The organism is Dyadobacter sp. UC 10, from assembly GCF_008369915.1.
Classification (GTDB): Bacteria; Bacteroidota; Bacteroidia; order Cytophagales; family Spirosomataceae; genus Dyadobacter.
Map to the genome: position 1 here is coordinate 6,028,210 of NZ_VSRN01000001.1, position 21,591 is coordinate 6,049,800.

Consider the following 21,591-nt stretch of genomic DNA (forward strand, 5'->3'; position numbering starts at 1 on the left):
TTCGTTCTGATCCAATACAGCACTATTCTAAGACGATACTTTGTTTATCTTTCCCTCACCGCAATAAAGTTTATGTTGTACATTGCCCCGCTACGAATTAATTCTATTTTTGTAGTTCGTACTACCCTGTCTAAAATCATCTTAATCCTGCACCAGTGACTGCTTCCAGTGCCCCCGTTCCGGCCAACGAGTTTGAACGCTTGATGGGCCTTTCCGAATTCGATATCGATTACAGTGACCACAAAAACACTTTCAATGATCTTGCCAGGCTTGCTGCTAAGGTTGCAGGAACGCGTATTTCGCTGGTCAATCTGATTGATTCGTTTACGCAATGGACAATCTCAAATCACGGACTTGATACTGACCAGATACTTCGGACTGATTCTGTGTGCCAGTACACAATCATGAATGCTGATTCGTTCGAAGTAACGGATTTGTCGGCCGATGACCGCTTCAAGGACAAGGATTATGTGACTGGAGACCCTAATGTGCGCTATTATTACGGAGTCCCGCTAAAAACCGGAAGCGGGTTGCCAATTGGTGCACTTTGCGTGCTCGACCAGGAGCGCGTCTTTCTTGACCCGGAAAAAGTTGAGCTGTTAAAGATCATAGCAGATGAAATCGTAAGCCGTCTGAAAACCATCAAGATAATGGAGGCTTTGAAAACCAAGTTGTTAGAGGCAAAACAAAGCCAGCGAAAGGTCGCTCACGATATCCGCGGGCCTCTCGGCGGAATTGTCGGACTTGCTCAGATCATCAAAGATCAGGGAGAAAGTAATCAGATGGATGAGGTGCTGGAATTCATCAACCTGATACACAAGAGCGGTAATTCAATCCTGGATCTGGCAGAGGAAATCCTGGATTCCAACAGGGACAAGCGCGCAGTAGTCAGCCCAAACGGGGCAGATAGCAGTCGTTTTGACCTGACTGTTTTCAAAGACAAGCTGGAAAAGCTCTATGGGCCGCAGGCCCGCCACAAACAGGTCGTTTTTTCGGTCAATATCACGCCGCTTACTGCAAACATTTCATTCTCAAAGAATAAGCTGCTCCAAATCACTGGTAACCTCATTTCAAATGCTATTAAATTCACACCGCCCTTAAAAAGCGTAACCGTGGATTTGGGCTTGTTGCTGCATGTCGATAAGCCTACATTGAGAATTAGGGTGAAAGATGAGGGTGTTGGAATGGATTCGAATGGCGTTAGTGCGATTTTGTTAGGAAAAGCTGCTTCAACCGAGGGCACCGACGGAGAAGAGGGATACGGATTCGGGCTTGCGCTCGTTAAACACCTCATTTCAAGTCTGAACGGACAAATCAGCATTGTCTCGGAGCCCGGAAAGGGCGCGGCCTTTGTCGTCGAGCTACCTCAAAAAATCTATTGACATGGTTTCCAGCCGGCAAAATCAATCAACCGGCCTTGACATGCGCTCTTCCAGCAGTTCCAGTACTGCTGGCCATGCTTCCTGATGTCTGTCTCGCGATGCTTCGGTTAGAAAACCGGCATGCGTCAATCTAAGAAATGTACCTTCTCCGTGAGGGGTTAATGCGATGGTCAACACAGTTTCCGCGCCTTCTGTCCCGCCTTCGCCGGTTGTCCAGGTGAGTTGGACCAGTTCTGGCTCCTGTATTTGCAGATAGCGTCCGTAATGCGGATGTCTTATTCCCTGATGCAAGGTTTCAAAATAAAACGGCGCATTAGGCTCTATTTTACCTAAGAATGAGCCGGGAGAGGCAAACCAGAGATCTAACTGCGAGGTCCATGTCTTGTAGAGCTTAACTATTGGCAGGCCAATCAGCTTTTCTATTTTAATTCCCAGTGGACGGGAGGACAAGTCTGGCGGACAGACAATTATAGGTTTAGTTTCCATTTGATTTGCTTTGTACCTCCATTATATTGGTAAAAACCATGCCGTACAGGTAATTTGCGGAACAGTTTCCGTGCCTGCAATTTGCTGCATGCAAATTTTAAGTTTAATCTCATTAACTATCCTGATTTGAAAATTCATCGTGGTTTAATATTCGCTGTTGTTGAAGGCCTGCAACATATTTTCGTACGAAACAGGCAAGCCGACCAGGTTGTTGAGCAGCTTTTGAAGTCCAATAAGAAATGGGGCGCGCGTGACCGGTCTTTTATAGCTGAGAATATATATGAGATCGTGCGCTGGTGGCGGCTCGTGAAATATGTTTCTCAAATCGAGAAAGTGAAGGAGGAGGCTGACTTTTTGAAGCTGGCAGGCTCCTGGCAGTTAATCAAGCCGCAGCATCTCGGCTTCGGTGAATATGCTCCGCTCCCCGATTGGCCGGAGTTTGCAGGCATTGATGCTGAAAATGTTGCTCAAAGGTATTCTGAGGCATTGCAGATCAGGAAGATAGCGCAATCTGTTCCCGATTGGATTGATGAACTTGGAGAGAGAGAACTAGGAAAAAGCTGGTCTGCGGAACTTAGTGCGTTGAATTCCCCTGCACCATTAATCTTGCGGGTTAATACGCTGAAAAGTAGTGTTACAGCTGTGAGGCAGCTTCTTGGCGAGGAGAATACCGAGTTGGTCCCAAATATCCCGGACGCAGTGCTGCTGCGAAAAAGACAGAATATAATCGGTAGCGAGGCTTTTAAAAGTGGATTTGTAGAAGTGCAGGATGCTGGTTCTCAATTAATTGCTCCGTATCTGGATATTCAGCCAAACCTTTCTGTGATCGACGCCTGTGCCGGGGCTGGTGGAAAAAGCCTTCACCTGGCCGCCTTATTACAAAATACCGGCTCTGTGCTTGCAATGGACATTGCGGGACTTAAGCTGGCCGAATTAAAAAAGCGGGCTTCCCGCAACGGTGTCACGAACCTGGAAACAATGACGATCCAGTTCGATTCCGATATAGCCAAACTATCGCAAACCGCAGATCGGCTGCTGCTCGATGTGCCCTGCTCCGGATTGGGGGTATTAAGAAGGCATCCTGACTCTAAATGGAAGCTGAAACCAGCGTTTCTGGACCAGATCAGGGGAGTCCAGTGGCATATTCTCAGTTCTTATTCGCAGATGGTCAAGCCTGGTGGAAAGATGGTGTATGCAACTTGCAGCATATTGCCGTCAGAATCGGAAGACCAGGTAAAACGTTTCCTGAAAGAAAATAAGAAGAACTGGCAATTGATCTCCCAACAGCGCACTTCACCTGCAAAAGATGGTTTCGATGGCTTTTATATGGCACTTTTGGAGCGGAAATAGGGAGGCATGGTTTTAATGTGATGTGAATTTCATTAAACACTAAAAATCATGGAATTCATCTCAAACTATTCTTTTAAGGAAGTCACCAGTGAATTACCCGATGAGCAGCCGCCGTCGCCAAGCTATCCGGAACCCGGCCAAACCGCTCCTATGAACCCCACGCCGGATGTCCCCGGGACAGATGCACCGGAAGTGAGTACAGGTACCCGGATAGACAAGGACGAGCCAGCCGAGGATACTGATGAAAATGAAGTCGGCGAAATCGAATCTCAGAATCCGTGATATGATGCGCTGGCTGGCTGAAAATGATTTCGCAGCCAGTGATTTTCACACATTCAGCATACCTGGCAGATCTTCATCGGTATTTCGTAGGTCAATACCGCCTTCGTAAATAGATTTCAGATTAATCAAATAGAAAGTCCAGCCGGCATGACAGCCCAGCCGGATATATTGGCGCGAATTATCGTCCTGCGGAATATCCTTTTGCGTCAGCTCGACAATTACGCCGACTTCATGCCGAACCAGTTTAACCTCCACAAGAGAATTAGAAAAGGTTAACCGGATGAAATCTTCACCGTTGGCTTCCAGAATCTCGCCTTTTTCAGTTTCTTCGTACACATACCAGACCCAGTGATAGCTATTTCCAGCCGAGACAGGTGCATTTTTCGGGAGTTCGCCGCCATTGGTATCATAGAAGTTAGCCTCTTTTAGAAACCACCTTTCAATTTCGCCGGCTTTTGTCCATGCATTGTAAATAGTCGCTATGGGGGCTTTGATAATGATTTTTCTGGTAAATCTGGTCCAATCGAAATTCTCCATGAAGATAATTTTAAGGTTTGATTTTTGAAGATCCAAGCCATAAAAGGGATTGGACGATAAATTGGTTTTGGGTTTTATTTGCGAACGTGAAAGACAATTCTTTATTGGTTTTGTTCTCGTAGTCAATGTCGTTGTGACCCATGTTGACATACAGCATCCGGTATTTTTTGTTGGTCCAGGCTACGGGATAGTAGCCGCTATGCCAGATCTCGTGTGGTTTTGGGCCGGTTCCGAGCGGAAAGCTCGCCGGATGGACCGAGAGCAATATCTCAATTTTGGGATTCGCTTTAAGATCTTTTTCCCAGCAGTACCACTCATTCGCAGCTGCTGAAAAGGTATCGGGCAGCATGTTGGTAAAGACACTGGATTTGTTTTCTACTTTCAACACTGCCGGGGTCGGTCGCCAGGTATTGCTCTTATATTGGCCCGATCCAAGGAATTGATCGTGATACCAGTCCCAGTTTTGCGGATATGCGGACGGAGTCAATGCAAATGCAGCGAAGTGAAACCCGATCCAGCCACCGCCATTTTGCATATAACGTTGAAATGCTGCCCTCTGTTCAGGCGTTTCGGGTCTCGTATCCAAAAAAATGACAACCTGATATTGGGCCAGGAACTGATCATTCAGATTAGCCCAGTTGCTGGTCGAATCATAGTGAAAACCAAATTTTCTACCCATTTCCGGAAAGAACTGATTTGCCTCTTTGACGAAGCTGATGTGCGCCTTGTCATTTTTTCCGGTAAAGAACGCGATCACTTTGAACGCTGCATGTTGCTGGCCCGACACCGTCATGCTAAGAAACAACATTGCTGGCAGCAATGCCAGCGGGGCTAATTTTGGAACAAACCGTAAATTCATCGAAATAGGCAGGGTTAACTGCATTTTAGTTTTTAAAGCTACAAAAACCAGTTTTATTTGTCGTATCCAATGAATTTTTAACCCAATGAATTATACACTGATTGCGCAGCAAACCTCCGTTGCTGAAAAACAAGTCAAAAGTACGATCCAGTTATTTGAGGAAGGCGCGACGCTGCCGTTTATTGCACGTTACCGCAAGGAGGCCACCGGCGGGCTCGACGAGGTTCAGATCGGACAGATCAGGGATGCGTGGCAAAAGCAGCAAGAGGTGGAAAAACGGCGTGAGGCTATTATTAAGAGCATCGACGACCAGGGTAAGCTGACCCCTGAATTAAAGAGAAAAGTAGAAGGTGTTTTCTCGCTTACTGAGCTGGAAGACATATACTTACCCTATAAACAAAAGCGCAAAACGCGGGCAACCGCGGCCATCGAGAAAGGGCTAGAACCACTCGCCCAACTCATATTCGCCGGTAAAGAAAGTGATCCCGAAAACAAAGCCCTGAGCTTTTTGAATGATCAGGTCGAAAAGGCAGAAGATGCTTTGCAGGGAGCGAGAGATATCATGGCCGAGTGGATCAACGAGAACCAGGATGCCCGCGCCAAAATTCGGCAAACTTTTCAGCGTGGTGCCGTGATTACGTCGAAAGTGAAGAAGAAAAAGGAGGAGGAAGGTGCTAAGTACCGCGATTACTTCGATTTCAGCGAGCCGCTTTCCAGGATTCCCTCGCACCGGTTGCTCGCCATACGCCGGGGCGAAGAAGAGGGCGTACTGAATGTTGATATTTCGCCGGATGAAGAGCAGGCGCTGGAATCACTGGACAGGCTTTTCCTGAGAGGTTCCAACGCATGCAAAGACCAGATTGAAGCAGCGATAACAGACAGCTATAAAAGATTGCTCAAACCTTCGATCGAAACAGAATTCAGCAATCTATCAAAAGAAAAGGCGGATATAGCTGCGATACAGGTATTTACAGAGAATTTACGGCAGTTGCTACTGGCATCGCCGCTTGGGCAGAAGAATGTTCTCGCGATCGATCCAGGTTATCGTACCGGCTGCAAAGTCGTGGTTTTGGATCATCAGGGTAGTCTGGTTTCTGACCAGGTTATTTACCCATTCGATCGTCCTGCCGATGCGCAGGGCAAACTGCTGGACCTGATCAAAAAATATAAGATACAAGCTGTCGCCGTTGGGAACGGTACTGCCGGGCGCGAAACCGAAGATTTTGTCAAGAAACTTCTGCAAACCTCGGGCACTGAGGAGATCGGCTTGTTTATGGTAAGTGAACAAGGCGCGTCGATTTATTCGGCATCGGAAGTCGCGCGCGAGGAATTTCCAGATAAGGATGTGACGGTACGGGGCTCCGTTTCTATTGGCCGCAGATTAATGGACCCGCTTGCAGAACTGGTAAAAATCGACCCGAAATCCATAGGAGTCGGTCAATACCAGCACGATGTGGACCAGAATTCATTGCGAAATGCTTTGGATATAGTCGTAGAAAGTTGCGTGAATTCCGTAGGCGTAAATCTCAACACGGCAAGCAAGCATTTATTGAGGTATATTTCCGGCCTCGGACCCGCTTTGGCGCAGAATATCGTAGATTTTAGGGCAAAAAACGGAAATTTCAAATCGAGGCATCAATTATTAAAAGTGCCCCGTCTCGGTGCGAAGGCTTTCGAGCAGGCGGCCGGCTTTCTGCGTATTGAAAATTCGTCTAATCCATTGGATAACAGTGCAGTACATCCCGAGAGGTATACATTGGTGGAGCAAATGGCGAAGGATACCGGTGCGACGATACAGGATTTGATCGCAAAAGCTGAGATTCGCAAACAGATCAGGCCGGAGAAGTATATTTCAGATTCTGTGGGATTACCTACATTAAAAGATATCCTGGCAGAATTGGAAAAGCCAGCCCGCGATCCGCGCTCAGAGATCAAAAAGTTTGAATTTGACAGTTCTGTCAGAAAACCAGAAGACCTGAAGGTCGGAATGGTACTGCCGGGCATCGTCACCAATATCACTGCATTCGGCGCCTTCGTGGATGTAGGTGTAAAGCAGGACGGCCTGGTCCACGTTTCGCAAATGGCAGATCGCTTTATCAAAGATCCGAACGAAGTGGTAAAGTTGCAGCAGATCGTTCAGGTAAAAGTGACAGAGGTGGACCTGGCACGCAAGCGCATTGCATTAAGTATGAAAATGTAATCTTTCCGGGTACGAAGCCCGGAAAGGTTACTATTATAAAATATGCTTATGCTCTTCTTCGAGCAATCGCTTGATATGTTTGGAAATATTCATCCAGTTTTCCTCGGCTTTGATGACAGCTTCGTCGGAGTCGAGGTTGTCTTGTGTGATGGTCAGCGTAGTCTCATCGTCGTATTCGGACACGTGGTATGTCACATGCATATAATTGTCTTCAAAATCCTCTGTACCGGAAAGCGGGCTCCAGTAGGAGTAGCTCAGTACCCGCTCCGGGATAATTTCCAGAATTGTTCCTTTGTCGACATAAGATTTGCCTTCCCATTCACCAGTGAAAGTGATAGGACTTCCAACCTGCCAATCTGAATACACTTCTGCGCCGTACATATATTTCCTGACAATTTCGGGATCAATCAATGCCTTCCAGACCTCTGACGGACTAGCGTAAATGGACATTGACGTGGTTGCGATGAGTTTTCTGTTCATTGTTGCTCAGATTTTGGTCATGCCTTGAATGGGCTAAAATCATGCCAGGTGTACGGGCTGCGCTGGCCTGAATATTGATATAAATCAGCAAACCTTTATCTCATATGCAGGAGTTGTACTTCACACAAAAATTACCAGTTTCGCTGGATGAAGCCTGGGATTTTTTCTCTAATCCCGCCAATCTGAAAGACATTACGCCCGCTCACATGGGTTTTACAGTCACATCCAAGTACCACGGCGAGAAAATGTATGCCGGACAAATCATCAGATATATTGTTAAACCGGTTCTGGGTATTCCGTTAAAATGGTGCACTGAGATTACGCATGTAGTTGATAGACAATACTTTGTAGACGAGCAGCGCTTTGGGCCTTATTCTTTCTGGCACCACCAGCACCATTTCACCGAAACCGCGGATGGGGTAATAATGGAAGATATTTTGAATTACAAAGTTCCCTTCGGATTTGTAGGGGACTGGGTAAATACATTGTTTGTAAAAAATGAAGTAACCAAAATATTTACCTACCGGCGTAAAATACTGACCGAAATGTTTGGTGACTAAAAGTTGTACTGCACCCGGCAAGTGAAGACATCGTCGGGTACATCGTTTTCAAACCCCGTCAAAACCGACTTTTCATTTCTGACAATATCGTAGTAGAAAGTAAATTTGAGCGACTCATTCGCGATGTAGACATAGCCCATCCCGAACGTGTCATAGCGCAAATCCGCATTGCTGAAACCTTCCGAAGCTTTGATCTGCCCGCCGGTCACCCGTGTATTCGGGTCGTACCAATCATATTTAAAGAGTACCTGATGTTCGGGGCAGCCCAGATGTTGCAGGAAATAGAAGTATGCGCCGGCGAAATTGCGTGCATAAAGCGGGCTCTTGATACCGTTGCTCGCCGGGTAAGCGCCGGGTGTTTCGCTGCTGGCAAAAGTGCCGGTTTGTCTGCCGCGGATATATTCGGCACGCAACTCCGTTTCACCTTTTCTGTTTGGAAAACTGATCTGAAAATCGGCTCCTGCGTAATTTCTGGGAGATTTTTTACCCAGGTTACGTGCAGACGAATCCCGGAGCATGACATATTCGCTGCCTTTATTTTGAGTTGAATAGAAAACTTCTGACTGATGCGTGATGCCGCCCAGGTAATGTGAAATCGCAGCAGAAACGGTAGCCCCGCCCAACGCACGCACTTTGTTTGGCTTGAAGCTCAGGCGACTAATCACATCTTTATGGCTGTCGTAATCGACAGGGCCGGCCATTCCCTGACCATTGAACACGCCAACGTCGACTTTGACTTTTTGCCACCATAGGTCATTTTGACGACTCGTTACAGTAAGCATGGCTCCGATATCCCGCTCCGTTTTCATAAGCAGCTGCGACATTCGTCCCCTTTCCGGGCTTTCGCGGTTCGCAGACGAGAGATTGACCTCATGACCAAACGGACGGGCGAACATCCCGGTAGTCAGTGCAAAAATGCGGAATTTGTTTTCATAAAACCGGCCCCAGAAGTCGCGGATTGCAACGCCCCGCTCGGTGCCGTCGAATTGAAATACAAAGTAAGACGTGGGATCATTGTTTTTATTCAGGTGAGCATAGTCAACCCTTAGCCGGCCTCTTCGGAGCATGAAACGGTTATTCGAAGCGGCGCTGAAATTACCACCGGCAAAAGTTTCTGCTCCTTTTCTTGAAATGACCTGAAATTGCGGCTGAATATAACCGCTAATCCTGACCCGATTATACCGTTCATATATCGAGAGCATTCCTTTGCCCATTTGATTGGTGGTGTCAACCAGGTCCATTAAGAACCGTTGAGAAAAGCCCTGAGAGGCCGTCAGGAAAAAAATGGCCACGGTTAAACCGGCATAGCGGAGTTTCATCAAGCTGATTATTGGTGTCTGAACCTGCAAAGAACCTGAATTTCCAGCAAATATGTTGTCTTAATCTGGCTTAGTTTTCGATATGACATGCATTTGCAACTATGCGGCTGGCGCATTGTTTTCGGCTTCGCTGGAACAGGATGTTGGAAAGAGCAAGGGGATATTAAGTAAATAACTGTTTGTCAGCGTGTTGCGGTAGTTACAGTTACATCTTTTGCGTTTTATTAGTATTATAATAATAAAAAGTATTAAACAAAATATACTTTTTTAATGTATCATAAATTCAATTCATTATTAATATATTTTTCATATAGATAGTTTGTAACTTTTTAAAAGTTTATACCGATAATAAAGTATTATTTGAATTGTTTACGCAGTACTTTAATTTAGGGTGGTATTAATTTGAAATATGATTAGTATCCAACTGTAAAGCGTTCCTTAATGTGGTTAGATTGTTCGATTTCATCGACGATCGCTACGGCCAGGTCTTCCACAGAGATAGTGCTGTGACCAGCTTCGTTAAAGACAGGCTTGTTCAAATCTGTCCGATAGTGCCCTGTCCTCGTTCCCGAAGTACCTGGATTCATTTCGATGGCGGGACTTAGATAGGTCCAGTCGAGCTCAGTTTCCTGTTTGATGATTTCAAGATACTCGCGCGCTGCGCTGGCTCCGGGCTTAAATGCTTCGGGGAATTTGGGAGTGTCTATCAATTGAACGCCGGGTTTTATTTCCAGGCTGCCTGCACCACCGATTACCAACAGTCTTGTAACCCCTGAGGCCTTAACGCCCTCCTGGATAGAACGCGACCCATCCAGGAATTCTGTGTAAATGTTCGGGTTTGTCCAGCCAGGATTATATGCGCTGATGACAGCGTCTGTACCCGTCACCGCAGCAGCTACTTCCGACGATTCCAGGACATTTACTGACAGCGGTATCACCAGATTGTTGTCCGTCGGAATCCTGGATATGTTCCGGACAATAGCGACTACTTCGTGATTGCGCGCTGTCAACTCTTGTAAAATGTGTGAACCCACAAATCCTGTGGCTCCGATTAATGCGATTTTCATATTGCGTTGTTTGGTTTATTTGGGGAGACGGGGGGAAAGGGAGGAAGGGAGGAAAGGGGTCGTACGGTAGCTTTGATTTAAATTGTGTGTCATTTATTGCTGATAATCAGATATTTACAAAATTCACTATTTACACATTTGATACTTTTAGTAAGTATATTATTTATTTAGAATATAATACATTAAGACTGTAAATTACAGTATTATATGTATTTGATGTTTAAACCTAATTATACGTTTAATTTGTTCATTATGTGCCGTATTTTTTAATCGGTTTAAAAGAAAGGTACATATCAATTCATTCAATTTTAATGCTACTTTTCCTGTTTTTAGAAAGTGTGAGAAGTACTATAAGGATGTTACTTTAAAATGGTTAAGCCGCCTTTGTAGGATCGTCTGGTATACTGGATTAAGTAGTAATAGTAGCCGCCCGATATGTCGGTAGGGCACCAGTCGTTTGGTCGGATGTTTGAGTAGTATACCTGCTTGCCCCAGCGGTTGTAAATAGTGATGTCTTTGAAACGATCATCGCATTTATCGCCTGGCAATTCCTGGAATACCAGGCAATCATTTTTTGAATCTCCATTTGGTGTGATCACATTAGGAATTTCGGGGAAAGGTTGTTCTTCGCTGTCTTTGACAATAATCCGGACAGTGGTAGTGTCGCTTGCGGCGGCGCAACTTTTGTCCTGGGTTATAAAATCCACCAGGAAAGTCTGCTCGGATTCTCCTGCGAGCAAAGTACATTCCGGACTCCACGAATAGGGTGAAGTGACCGTTTTTACGCCTGACTTGCCTTCAAAGATCATCCCAGCATCTTTCAGGTCGAAGCCGCGCCCTGCCGCCACCAGACTGATCAAATTGGTGTCGGGGTCTGTGCCGAAGACGTCAAAGGATATCGCTTCCGACGCGCCGATTAAATGCGTGATTTCCTGAACAGGCAGTGAGGTTTTCACAGCGGGCGGATTGTTGGGCGATTCGTCAACCACAAAGTATACCGGCCTGGAAACAGGCATTGGGTTCCCTTCGCAGCGCATATCCTCTACCTTGAAGTCAACAGCAAGTGTGTCGCCTTTTTTGGCCTGGCAGGGAGGCGTCCAGGTGAAATTCTGTTTGACATTTTCTGTCCCCGACGCTGCGGCGAAAGTCATTCCCATATCGTTCATATTAAAATCTCGACCGCGACCGGAAAGGGTGAGCTTGTCTTTGTCAGGGTCCTTTCCAAAAACAGTAAAGTTGATCGGAACACCGGCGGTAACATGTACATAGTCGGCGCCCAGTGAAGTAGTAACGGCAGGTGGGTTGTTACCCGAACTCTCGCGTCTGATAAATATACTCAGCGTATCGGTCAGCGGTATTGGGCAGCTTTCGTCTTCCGCAATGAGATCTATGCGTATCGGCCGGTTGTCATAAGTCACAAAGCAGTCTTCAAGGCAGACCTCGAATTTCAGCGTGTCATTTGCAATTGTCGTGCGAAATTCAGCGGGGAGAATCGAGAAATAATCTTTGGTGTTATTGACAGCACGTCCATTGACGCGCACCATCTGGTGAATGGTAGGGTCGGTTACGATCACTTCAAAACAGTTTGGATCGTCCTTTTTGATTGTAATGATCTCATTTTCATTGTACCAGGTCGTTTTTCCTTTTGGTTTGTATAAAAGCTTAGGAGGCTCCATTTTCGGGCAATCCACGACTTTTAATTGAAAATCCCTGGTGAGCGTACCGATTTTGACCCCGTTCCGATATTCATCAACCTGAACTGCGAATACATACAATCCGATGCTCCCCGCTGTAACGGTAAGCATTCCGGTAGAGCGGTTGACTTTGAGCGGGTCGGGACCGGGAATAATATTGGCGACTGTCACGCCATCGATCCAGCTCAGACGCGGGTAAGCGGATGATCCTCGTGCGGGAATGCTGGGGTTAGTCTTGTCTGAGTAGCCCTGCATGGGCGTGATGAGGCTATATACCAGGCTGTCGCCATCGGCATCGGTACCTCCGAAATCAAAGAAAAACGGTGAGTTAACGCAGGCATAGTCGCCTTTTATGGCCGGAAATAGGGGAGAGGAATTTTTAAAGTTTGCGTTATTCTTAAAAAGCGGCGGAAATTCGAGGTAAAAAAGGCTTCCCGCATCGCCGGGATTTTTGATATTGGTGATAGTACCATTGCGGCAGCATCTGTCCCAAACCATATAGTAACCCTGCGGATCATCGAAATCGGTTGGGTTGAGCCGCAATGTGGAGCTGTAAGTGATCATGTAGGTCTGCAACGTGGATATTCCGCACACCGGATTAGCGTACGTCACAGATTTTCGTTCTATTTTTGGAGCTTCAAGCCAGCCGATGGCGGCATTGTCGCGTTTTCGAAAGACATAGATGACAACCGCGGGGTCTTCTGCACCGGGGTTTCCATTGAGTGCATCGAAATACATCGTGAGCCCGATGTTATAGTTATAGTAACTGTCCTTGTTTTCAGTGATAAAAAGCTGTCCGCCCACAATGTGTGTGGCTTTGGCTTGAAAAAAAAAGAAAAGTAGAATTATTGACCAGATAAACCGCTTTTTCATGGTTTGATGAACTGTAAAAATGATCCTATAAGGTTTTGGATTTTAGTAAATTAAAAAAGGAGTATGCTCAAAAATAACAAATATGAATACGTTGAAATTACCGATTTTGCGGCAGAAGGCAAATGTATATTTAAATCGGAGGACGGTGTAATTTTTGTAGAAGGAAATGTGGCGCCCGGTGACATCGTTGATTTGCAGGTAGTCAAAACAAAGAAGAAATTAAAGGAGGCGATCGTTACAAAAACACACAAATTATCCTCGTTACGGACCGATCCTTACTGTCTTCACCACACGGTTTGCGGTGGTTGTAAATGGCAGCACATCGACTATCAGCATCAGTTGAAATTTAAAAGACAGCAGGTAATTGACCATTTTGAAAGAATTGGTAAGATTAGGAATGTTGAGATTAGCCAGATCCTGGCTGCACCGAAGACGGAATATTATCGCAATAAGTTGGAATTTACTTTTTCAAACTGGCGCTGGCTGACGAAAGAGCAAATGGATTCGGGGCAGCAGTTCTCGAAGAATGCGCTGGGCTTTCACGTTCCCAAACGTTTTGACAAAATATTTACGGTAGACCACTGTCACCTGCAACCCGACCCGTCGAACACGATCCGGAACTCGCTGCACCACTTCGCCGATCTGAAAAGCGTTCCTTATTATGATGTGCGTTTCAACGTCGGCATTATGCGGAACCTGGTTGTTCGCACTGCGAATACCGGAGATGTGATGGTGATCGTGCAATTTGGAGCAGACAATCAGGAAGCTATCGCGGAGGTAATGGAATATATGCACAAAACGCATCCGGAAATCACTTCTCTGAATTATATCATTAACCTGAAAGGCAACGATTCGTACCAGGACCAAAACGTAATCCATTATGCGGGAGAGGATTTTATCCGCGAAACAATGGAAGACCTGACTTTCCTGGTGGGGCCGAAGTCGTTTTACCAGACGAATTCTGACCAGGCTTACCAGCTTTTCAGCGTGGCGAGAGAATATGCCGGGCTGACAGGAAATGAGTCGGTTTATGATCTATACACCGGAACCGGCACGATTGCTAATTTTGTAGCCAGAAGGGCGAAAAAAGTGGTAGGTGTAGAATATGTGGAAGCCGCAGTGCAGGATGCGCGCAGGAACTCTGAATTGAATGGCATTACGAATACGTCCTTTTTTGCCGGGGATATGCGCGGAATCATGAACGAGAATTTCCTGAACACGCATGGAAGGCCTGACGTTATTATCACAGATCCCCCGCGCGCAGGTATGGATCAGCCGGTAGTAGAAACCATCCTGAAAGCTGCACCAGACCGAATTGTGTATGTAAGTTGTAATACAGCGACCCAGGCACGCGACATTGCTTTGATGTCTGAGGACTACGAAGTGACCAAAGTGCAACCGGTAGATATGTTCCCTAATACGCATCATGTGGAAAATGTGGCGTTGCTGGTTAGGCGTCACCCCGAAATTTCCTAGCGAACCTTGCAGATCGCAAAAAGTCCCCTTCTCGGGGGATTTAGGGCCTAAAACGGCGGTTCGCTGTCCGGGCCTTTGTAGTCGAAGTTGCTGAGGTCGTTGGCGCGGCTTCTTAATGTGCCGCCTGCTGATGAAGGATTTGCCTGGCTCTCAAATGAGCCGATTGGATTGGTGGTCTGAATTGGTCGGTCGACCGAGAATGGGGCAGGGGTATAGGCAGAATCGAGGTCGGTGAACTTGGTGTACTTACCAATAAAACGAAGCTGGATTGTATCCAGGGAGCCCGCCCGGTTTTTAGCCAGGATAACTTCACCGATACCTGCCACAGAATTTCCAGCCTCGTCTTCTGTAATGCCATAATACTCAGGACGGTACAGGAATATTACCATATCTGCATCCTGCTCAATAGAACCGGATTCCCTTAAATCGGATAGTTGCGGCCGTTTTTCACCTCCACGCGTTTCCACGGCCCGGCTTAACTGTGACAATGCGATAACCGGCACGTCCAGTTCTTTTGCCAGGTTTTTCAGCGACCGTGAGATCATCGCAATTTCCTGCTCCCGGTTACCTGCTCCCTTACCGCCGGTATCACCCGTCATCAGCTGCAAATAGTCGATTACGATCATCTGAATGTCGTGCTGGGCTTTCAGGCGGCGACATTTGGCACGCAATTCCAGAATAGAAAGGGCAGGGGTGTCGTCGATGAAGATAGGGGCGTTGGTAAGGCGGTGAATGCGGTGGTGCAGCTGCTCCCACTCGTGTGGGGCCAGACTACCTTTCCTGATTTTTTCACTATCAATTTCTGCTTCGGCGGAAATAAGCCTGTTTACAAGCTGTACCGACGACATTTCAAGTGAGAATATCGCTACCGGCATATTAAACTCTACGGCGGCATTCCGGAGTGAGGAAACGACAAATGCCGTTTTTCCCATACCAGGCCGCGCCGCGAGGATCATCAATTCCGTTTTTTGCCAGCCGGAGGTTAACCTGTCCAGCGCGCTGAAACCGGAAGGTACTCCGGTCAGACCGTCCTTATTATTCTTTTTCTGATCCAGTTCTGCCAATGCCTGTCGCATCAGCGCGCCCATGTCAGCGTAGTTTTTCTTGATATTTGATTCCGAGATCTGAAACAGGTTCTGCTCCATCTTATCGAGGAGCATAAATACGTCTGTCGTCTCTTCGAATGCATCCCGCTGTATTTCAGAAGCAATCTTGATCAGTTCTCTTTTGATATAGGCCTGAGAAATGATCCTTGCATGGAATTCAATATTCGCCGCCGAGTTAACCTTGCTCGTCAGCTGCATGATGTAGGTTGCGCCTCCGATCATTTCAAGCTCTCCGGTACTGCGTAATTTGGCAGTGACGGTCAGCATATCAATCGGTTCTGAATCAGCGAAAAGGGTAATGATCGCACTGTAAATACGGATATGCGCCTCTTTGTAAAAACTGTCAGGACGAAGAATGTCGGCTACCGCGGTAAGTGCATCCTTTTCAATCATCAAAGCACCCAGTACAGCCTCTTCCATATCCACGGCCTGTGGGGGTAATTTGCTGATATTCTGGTCAATAGAAGGAGTTCTGGCACCGTAAGGTTTCTTGGCGAATGCACCGGATTTGGAGCCTTGTCTTGACTGGTTATTGGGGCCTTTTTCGTTTTCCATATGAAGACAAAGTTACGCATTGCGGCGCGCGTTCAAAAGGAAAGAACAGTCAAGTTCAGTCAATATTTTTTTCGTAAAACCTGAAAATTTTCAGCTACTCTGATAATGAAAGAGTTGCTTGGAAAACACCATTTTTTACCAGCGTTTTTCGTTCTTGAAATTTGATTTTTTAAATCTATGTTTTATAAATGTTGGTATTATTACTAACTTTTTAGAAGAAATAGGTAAACACTAAACTTTGATTCATTTGCTGGAAAAAATCATCACGCTCGAAGACGTTTCAATGGTTGACTTTTTGGGTATTCATAATTCGAATATCAAGGAAGTGGCCGCAGCTTTCCCCGAAAGCAAGATCATTTCACGAGGCAACGAGATCCGCATCCAGGGCACTGCTCCCGAAATTATCAGAATCACGGATGTAATGGATTCACTTCTTGCGCATTACCAGAAGTATGGTAAAATCACCAATGACAATGTAAAAGGCTATCTCAACGGAATTTCTAAAACGCCGGTTGCCGGTGGCGACGATGATGACGACGTGATCCTTTATGGTAACAAGGGATTGGTGATCAAAGCCAAAACAACCAACCAGCGGCTACTGGTAGAGCAGGCTGCCAAATATGACCTTGTATTTGCAGTTGGACCGGCGGGTACCGGTAAAACCTACACAGCCGTGGCGATAGCAGTCAGGGCGCTGAAAAATAAGGAAATAAAGAAAATTATTATCACGCGCCCGGCGGTGGAGGCAGGGGAGAACCTGGGTTTTTTGCCCGGCGATCTCAAAGAAAAGATCGATCCGTACCTGCGCCCGATCTACGATGCGCTGGACGACATGATCGCTCCCGAGAAGCTGAAACTGTATCTCGAAAGCCGCACGATTGAAATCGCCCCGCTGGCGTATATGCGCGGCCGGACTCTAAACAACGCATTTATATTGCTGGACGAGGCGCAGAACACGACACCCATGCAGATGAAAATGTTCCTGACAAGGATGGGGCCAAGTTCAAAAGCGATAATTACAGGTGACAAATCTCAGATTGATCTCCCGAAAAACCTGAAATCCGGTCTTATCGATTCGCTGACGGTTTTAAAAGGTATTAAAGGGATCAGTTTCGTCGAATTGGATGGATCTGATGTTGTAAGGCACCGGTTGGTTAAGGATATTCTGGCGGCCTATGAAAAAGCGGAACAATAGATTTTTGATCACGTTACTGTTGATGATGGGCACCGTGTCACTTTCCGTGGCACAGGTATCCGAGTCGACGCTGATTCGTTGCGCCAGTACAGAGCAGGATTCGTTGAGAATTTCAAAGAATCCTGCTCTTTTTAAGTTAAGACAGCAATCGGAGGCAGTTATTCAGCAATATATCAGCCGCAGCAGGGTCAATAAAAGGACAAATGCGGACGAGATAGTTACCATTCCTGTAGTCGTGCATGTCATACATTCAGAGGAAGGCCGAAGTATGGGCGGGGCGGGTAATGCCAATATCACCGATGCGCAAGTGAATAGCCAGATCGAAGTCCTGAACGAGGATTACAGCAATACTTCAGGCTATAAGGGATTTTATACCGACTCACTTGGTGTCGATACCGGGATCAGGTTCAAGCTGGTTACCATCGTGAGAACTTATAATTCCAAATCGCAATTCAGCCCTATCACTGACGGGGATGACCTGGCTGAAATCTCGCCCGCCTGGTCCACTAACCGTTACCTTAATATATGGGTTTGCAGGCTGAACGACAGGTATTTAGGTACTTCTCAATTTCCTGTCGTGACCGAAATTAATAACCGTACACAAGGTCTGGCGACTTCGGAAGACGAAGAACAAGATGCTTTGACAGATGGTGTGATCATCGATTTCAGGTATTTTGGACGAAACGCGGAGGCAATTACCAGCCGCATTTACAATCTGGGACGGACAACCACACACGAAGTAGGGCATTGGTTAGGGCTGATCCACATTTGGGGGGACAGGAATTGCGGAACGGACCATTGTGAAGACACACCGCCTGCATATACCAAAAATGAAACGACGGATATCGAATGCACGCCGGTGTTTTCTGATTGCCGCGGCGTAAATACGCGTAATATGATCGAGAACTACATGGATTATTCTCCCGACGCTTGTATGAGCGTTTTTACAAATGATCAAATGGAGAGAATGCATGCAGTGCTGGAACTGAGCCCGAGACGAGCGAAGCTGGTTGAGTTTTCCAAGATCACTACTGACGAGCTCCTGGTGGATATTTACCCAAATCCGGTACAGGAGACACTTTTTTCAAGCATTTTTACTCCGAATTTTGAAGTATTCACGGTAAGCGTATTCAATCAAAGAGGTCAGAAGGTCATCCAGGACAAGCTGAACCGAACATCACTCAACGTAAAAAATCTCCCCAGCGGGCTTTATTTTTATAAAGTCGAGACAGCCTCGAAGACGCTGACCAGGAAATTTTACGTAAGGTAATATATGCTTTCAAGAGCACCGTTTGTTGGCTTCGTGCTGCTTTTCATCGCCGGCATCCTGCTGGGTGACGTATTATTGCTGGCTCCATATTTTAGCGGGCACCTAGCTTTGCCGGTATTTTTACTGGCTGGAATTTCCTCTTTCCTCTGCCATTATTTCGAATTAAAGCGCGGCGTAATCATTTCAATATGGCTTTCATTCATCGCTCTCGGCTCCTTTTGCAGGATATCCGGTGAGCAAAAGCTGGACAGTATTATTTCGTCTTTTGAGGAGTCTGACTATTCGGGCTACGAGGCGAAGGTTATCAGCCTGCCAGAGAAGCGCCGTAACTCGGTGCGGGTTGAGGCGGAGATAGTACGTGTAATGGAAAGCGATAACTGGGTGAAAATGTCAACGAAAGTACTGATCAATATCCCCGCCGATGCTGACGAAATTCCAAAGCCTGGCGACCTGCTGATTGTGAAGGGCCGGCTGGAAAGACCTATGCCGGCCAATAATCCGGAACAATTCGATTACCGCAAATATCTGAGAAATAAAGGCATATTATGGACTGATCAGCTGGGGCCGGGCGTTTTCGATGTATACCATTTTGCCAAAAAGGATGCGCCTGCACGTTTTTGGCTTACAGACATTTCCGATTGGGCCGATAGTAGTTTTCGCGAGAACCTGGCCGATGACCGGTCTTATGGTTTGGTTAAAGCCATGCTCCTGGGTCGGCGGGATGATCTCCACGCAGAGCAGACAGACGATTATATTGCCTCGGGTTCGGTACATATTTTGTCGGTTTCTGGAATGCATGTGGCGATCATTTTTTTGATGATTACCACTATTCTTGGGTGGTTGAAGAAATGGAGAGGCGGGAAAGTGCTGTATGTCAGCGTTGTGGCATTGCTTTTGGTGTTTTATGCACTCGCAACAGGGTTTTCTCCTTCGGTTCAGCGGGCAACAATTATGTGCATCGTGTTTGTACTTGCGGAGGTTTCGGGGCGTAAGCAGCTTTCAATGAACACGCTCGGAATTTCGGCCCTTTTGATATTGTTGTTTGATCCTGCTGCGCTCTTTGATGTGGGGTTCCAATTGTCTTATCTGGCTATGACCGGTATTTTCCTTTTCTATAATCCGATTTATGCGATATTCAAGCCTTCAAATAGAATTATAAGATTCATCTGGCAAATTTCCGCACTGGCATTTGCAGCTCAACTGACCACTTTTCCATTGAGTATTTTCTATTTCCATCAATTTCCAACCTACTTCTGGTTAGTCAATCCTTTTGTAATCGGATTTACGAATGTGCTGCTGCCTGCCGCGATGATACTGCTTTTTGCGAGTCTGATAAATCTCGACTGGTTGCAATGGATCTTCGCCCAGGTAGTGGATTGGTCAGCCTATTTCACCAATGTTTCGGCGGGCATTCCTAGATATCTACCCGGGTATCTGGTCGGGCAGATAAATCTCGGGATTGTTGAAACAATGCTGCTCTACACGCTGTTTTTACTGATCTGGCTGGCTTACGAACAAAGGGAATTCCAGTATTTGAAGTACAGTTTCCTGTTAACCTTCCTTTTCGTAGCTATTTCCGTTTCCATCAGCATTCAGTCTTATCTGCTGACAGAAAGTATTTCTTACAATATTCCAAAACACACAGTTGGAAGCTATAAATATGGAAGCAAACTCTATCTGGTTTCCGACGCAGCATTCAGATCTGATAAGCAGGCTTTTGATTTTTACATCAAAAACTACGTAGTGACCCGGGAGATAGGAGAGGTCATTTTTGCTGTGAAATCTGCTCACTGAACTTCATAAACAGCTGCGATTTGTGCGGCTATTTTTTTGTCCCAGGCAGCCTGAGCGGCTGCATTGAGTCCGTGGCCGGTTTCTCCGTCATATTGTTCCTGGTCCCGGTTCATTTCCCTGAATGCTTCCAGGAACTGGTATTGGATTTCACTGTCGTAATCCTCAATGGTAAGGTCGGCTTTTCGGAGCCGGTTCTTAAATTTCTCTACGACGAGCCTTGTAATGTCAAAGTGGATCTGCTCGTGCCGTAAAGTGCCTGCATTTCTGGATTCCGGCCTACCCCAGGACATACTTTTGACCATAAAGGTTTTTAACCCGATTTCCACAACCAGGTCATTGTCTTTTGGATAGGATCGTCCCTCGTAGCCGAAACTGGTAAAAACTGCGGCCGCGTACCGGCTTCCGGGTTTTCCGCTGCGTACCTTGAAATCGTCCCAGATCAGGGGTCTTTTTGGTGAGTAAAAAACGGTATCCTCGGTCGCCCCATCGGTAATTTCTTTAAATACCAGCAAAAGATTCCTTGCTAGCGCCGGATTTTTGCCTGTATTATTGACCATCCATTTGTGAAAATGAGTAAGCGACTGGTCGACGAGCTGCTTCACCAGCTTTTCATAATCGTAGTCCCTCTCCGGGCGGGTGTAGGTTGCAGAGGTTTGATAACCAGTCAGTTCCACCGATTCCATGTTGCGGTACCAACGAAACCTGATGTTTAGTCTCACTTCTCCCGTCACTTTATTGGGAGCAACTCTTTTTTCATTTAATGCAAAATCCTTCAAGGTCACATAGAGCGGCAGGTAAGTTTCGTGCTTCTTTGGCGCTAAGAAACTCCAGTAGCTGAACAGCTCTTTTTCTGCATTTCCCGGCAATACAACTGGTACTTCTTTTCCCAATGCGATTACTTTTCCGAGCACGGCCCCCGGCAAACTTCTCTTATCTTCTACTTCCTGGATGTAAAATTTATACGACTTAAATAAACCGGCAGGGTCTTTGGCCAGGTTCAGGATAATGCGGTCTTGCTGTGCTTGTGCCGCAAGCGCCGTTATGAGCAGGGTAATTAGAAGCAGAAAGCGTAGGGACATCATATCAGGCCACATTGAAACGAGCTG

General features: G+C 46.4%; 18 protein-coding genes. 9 read left to right on the forward strand and 9 right to left on the reverse strand.

Annotated features, from left to right (window positions below; genetic code table 11):
- Window positions 1–155 precede the first annotated feature (155 nt).
- Window positions 156–1,382: a GAF domain-containing sensor histidine kinase gene (locus FXO21_RS25015; RefSeq protein ID WP_149642647.1), complete on the forward strand. Its 1,227-nt coding sequence runs from the start codon at window positions 156–158 to the stop codon at window positions 1,380–1,382.
- 21 nt (window positions 1,383–1,403) lie between these two features.
- Here the strand turns inward: FXO21_RS25015 and FXO21_RS25020 are convergent, their stop codons facing one another.
- A complete protein-coding gene (locus FXO21_RS25020) occupies window positions 1,404–1,868 on the reverse strand; it encodes an SRPBCC family protein (RefSeq protein WP_149642648.1) in 465 nt (154 codons plus the stop codon).
- 126 nt (window positions 1,869–1,994) lie between these two features.
- On the opposite strand from FXO21_RS25020, the gene FXO21_RS25025 reads away from it, so the two are divergent.
- Window positions 1,995–3,218 carry an RsmB/NOP family class I SAM-dependent RNA methyltransferase gene (locus FXO21_RS25025; RefSeq protein ID WP_149642649.1) on the forward strand — a complete coding sequence of 408 codons (1,224 nt, stop codon included), beginning with the start codon at window positions 1,995–1,997 and terminating at the stop codon, window positions 3,216–3,218.
- Window positions 3,219–3,266: 48 nt separating this feature from the next.
- On the forward strand, window positions 3,267–3,500 hold the full coding sequence (locus tag FXO21_RS25030) for a hypothetical protein (protein ID WP_149642650.1): 234 nt from the start codon (window positions 3,267–3,269) through the stop codon (window positions 3,498–3,500).
- Window positions 3,501–3,545: 45 nt separating this feature from the next.
- Here the strand turns inward: FXO21_RS25030 and FXO21_RS25035 are convergent, their stop codons facing one another.
- Together FXO21_RS25035 and FXO21_RS25040 are read right to left on the reverse strand one after the other, a co-directional pair.
- Entirely contained in the window at window positions 3,546–4,037 is a 492-nt protein-coding gene (locus FXO21_RS25035) for an SRPBCC family protein (RefSeq protein ID WP_149642651.1), read from the reverse strand.
- A gap of 10 nt (window positions 4,038–4,047) precedes the next feature.
- Window positions 4,048–4,920, reverse strand: a complete 873-nt coding sequence (locus tag FXO21_RS25040; protein ID WP_409014796.1) for a ThuA domain-containing protein — start codon at window positions 4,918–4,920, stop codon at window positions 4,048–4,050.
- Window positions 4,921–4,981: 61 nt separating this feature from the next.
- Between FXO21_RS25040 and FXO21_RS25045 the strand changes: the two genes are divergently transcribed.
- The gene (locus FXO21_RS25045; RefSeq protein ID WP_149642652.1) at window positions 4,982–7,096 is read left to right on the forward strand and encodes a Tex family protein; all 2,115 of its coding nucleotides are present in this window, start codon (window positions 4,982–4,984) and stop codon (window positions 7,094–7,096) included.
- A gap of 33 nt (window positions 7,097–7,129) precedes the next feature.
- Here FXO21_RS25045 and FXO21_RS25050 read toward each other — a convergent pair whose 3' ends face one another.
- The gene (locus FXO21_RS25050; protein WP_149642653.1) at window positions 7,130–7,576 is read right to left on the reverse strand and encodes an SRPBCC domain-containing protein; all 447 of its coding nucleotides are present in this window, start codon (window positions 7,574–7,576) and stop codon (window positions 7,130–7,132) included.
- Window positions 7,577–7,680: 104 nt separating this feature from the next.
- Between FXO21_RS25050 and FXO21_RS25055 the strand changes: the two genes are divergently transcribed.
- Window positions 7,681–8,136 carry an SRPBCC family protein gene (locus FXO21_RS25055; RefSeq protein WP_149642654.1) on the forward strand — a complete coding sequence of 152 codons (456 nt, stop codon included), beginning with the start codon at window positions 7,681–7,683 and terminating at the stop codon, window positions 8,134–8,136.
- Here FXO21_RS25055 and FXO21_RS25060 read toward each other — a convergent pair.
- The 3 genes from FXO21_RS25060 to FXO21_RS25070 all read right to left on the reverse strand — a co-directional run bounded on the left by FXO21_RS25060 (window position 8,133) and on the right by FXO21_RS25070 (window position 13,089).
- Window positions 8,133–9,455: a porin gene (locus tag FXO21_RS25060; protein ID WP_225865854.1), complete on the reverse strand. Its 1,323-nt coding sequence runs from the start codon at window positions 9,453–9,455 to the stop codon at window positions 8,133–8,135. The two genes, FXO21_RS25055 and FXO21_RS25060, sit on opposite strands and share 4 nt — an antisense overlap.
- Before the next feature lie 413 nt (window positions 9,456–9,868).
- A complete protein-coding gene (locus FXO21_RS25065; RefSeq protein ID WP_149642655.1) occupies window positions 9,869–10,522 on the reverse strand; it encodes an NAD(P)-dependent oxidoreductase in 654 nt (217 codons plus the stop codon).
- A gap of 359 nt (window positions 10,523–10,881) precedes the next feature.
- Entirely contained in the window at window positions 10,882–13,089 is a 2,208-nt protein-coding gene (locus FXO21_RS25070) for a T9SS type B sorting domain-containing protein (protein ID WP_149642656.1), read from the reverse strand.
- Between the two features lie 63 nt (window positions 13,090–13,152).
- Between FXO21_RS25070 and rlmD the strand changes: the two genes are divergently transcribed.
- Entirely contained in the window at window positions 13,153–14,565 is a 1,413-nt protein-coding gene (gene rlmD / locus FXO21_RS25075) for a 23S rRNA (uracil(1939)-C(5))-methyltransferase RlmD (RefSeq protein ID WP_149642657.1), read from the forward strand.
- A gap of 47 nt (window positions 14,566–14,612) precedes the next feature.
- Here rlmD and dnaB read toward each other — a convergent pair whose 3' ends face one another.
- A complete protein-coding gene (gene dnaB / locus FXO21_RS25080; protein ID WP_149642658.1) occupies window positions 14,613–16,226 on the reverse strand; it encodes a replicative DNA helicase in 1,614 nt (537 codons plus the stop codon).
- 247 nt (window positions 16,227–16,473) lie between these two features.
- Between dnaB and FXO21_RS25085 the strand changes: the two genes are divergently transcribed.
- The 3 genes from FXO21_RS25085 to FXO21_RS25095 are packed head-to-tail and all read left to right on the forward strand — an operon-like array spanning window position 16,474 to window position 20,485.
- Window positions 16,474–17,421 (forward strand): PhoH family protein, encoded by a 948-nt coding sequence (locus FXO21_RS25085; RefSeq protein WP_149642659.1) that lies wholly within the window; start codon window positions 16,474–16,476, stop codon window positions 17,419–17,421.
- A 4-nt stretch (window positions 17,422–17,425) separates the two neighbouring features.
- Window positions 17,426–18,691 (forward strand): M43 family zinc metalloprotease, encoded by a 1,266-nt coding sequence (locus tag FXO21_RS25090; protein ID WP_225865855.1) that lies wholly within the window; start codon window positions 17,426–17,428, stop codon window positions 18,689–18,691.
- A 3-nt stretch (window positions 18,692–18,694) separates the two neighbouring features.
- On the forward strand, window positions 18,695–20,485 hold the full coding sequence (locus tag FXO21_RS25095; protein WP_149642661.1) for a ComEC/Rec2 family competence protein: 1,791 nt from the start codon (window positions 18,695–18,697) through the stop codon (window positions 20,483–20,485).
- On the opposite strand, the gene FXO21_RS25100 is transcribed toward FXO21_RS25095, so the two are convergent.
- Entirely contained in the window at window positions 20,479–21,567 is a 1,089-nt protein-coding gene (locus tag FXO21_RS25100; protein WP_225865856.1) for a DUF922 domain-containing protein, read from the reverse strand. The two genes, FXO21_RS25095 and FXO21_RS25100, sit on opposite strands and share 7 nt — an antisense overlap.
- Window positions 21,568–21,591 lie beyond the last annotated feature (24 nt).

Coding starts and splice junctions, on each gene's coding strand:
- FXO21_RS25070 (WP_149642656.1), bottom strand. CDS start 13,089: ATGAAAAAGCGGTTTATCTGGTCAATAATTCTACTTTTCTTTTTTTTT.
- FXO21_RS25020 (WP_149642648.1), bottom strand. CDS start 1,868: ATGGAAACTAAACCTATAATTGTCTGTCCGCCAGACTTGTCCTCCCGT.
- FXO21_RS25050 (WP_149642653.1), bottom strand. CDS start 7,576: ATGAACAGAAAACTCATCGCAACCACGTCAATGTCCATTTACGCTAGT.
- FXO21_RS25095 (WP_149642661.1), top strand. CDS start 18,695: ATGCTTTCAAGAGCACCGTTTGTTGGCTTCGTGCTGCTTTTCATCGCC.
- FXO21_RS25065 (WP_149642655.1), bottom strand. CDS start 10,522: ATGAAAATCGCATTAATCGGAGCCACAGGATTTGTGGGTTCACACATT.
- dnaB (WP_149642658.1), bottom strand. CDS start 16,226: ATGGAAAACGAAAAAGGCCCCAATAACCAGTCAAGACAAGGCTCCAAA.
- rlmD (WP_149642657.1), top strand. CDS start 13,153: ATGCTCAAAAATAACAAATATGAATACGTTGAAATTACCGATTTTGCG.
- FXO21_RS25055 (WP_149642654.1), top strand. CDS start 7,681: ATGCAGGAGTTGTACTTCACACAAAAATTACCAGTTTCGCTGGATGAA.
- FXO21_RS25045 (WP_149642652.1), top strand. CDS start 4,982: ATGAATTATACACTGATTGCGCAGCAAACCTCCGTTGCTGAAAAACAA.
- FXO21_RS25100 (WP_225865856.1), bottom strand. CDS start 21,567: ATGATGTCCCTACGCTTTCTGCTTCTAATTACCCTGCTCATAACGGCG.
- FXO21_RS25030 (WP_149642650.1), top strand. CDS start 3,267: ATGGAATTCATCTCAAACTATTCTTTTAAGGAAGTCACCAGTGAATTA.
- FXO21_RS25060 (WP_225865854.1), bottom strand. CDS start 9,455: ATGAAACTCCGCTATGCCGGTTTAACCGTGGCCATTTTTTTCCTGACG.
- FXO21_RS25040 (WP_409014796.1), bottom strand. CDS start 4,920: ATGCAGTTAACCCTGCCTATTTCGATGAATTTACGGTTTGTTCCAAAA.
- FXO21_RS25035 (WP_149642651.1), bottom strand. CDS start 4,037: ATGGAGAATTTCGATTGGACCAGATTTACCAGAAAAATCATTATCAAA.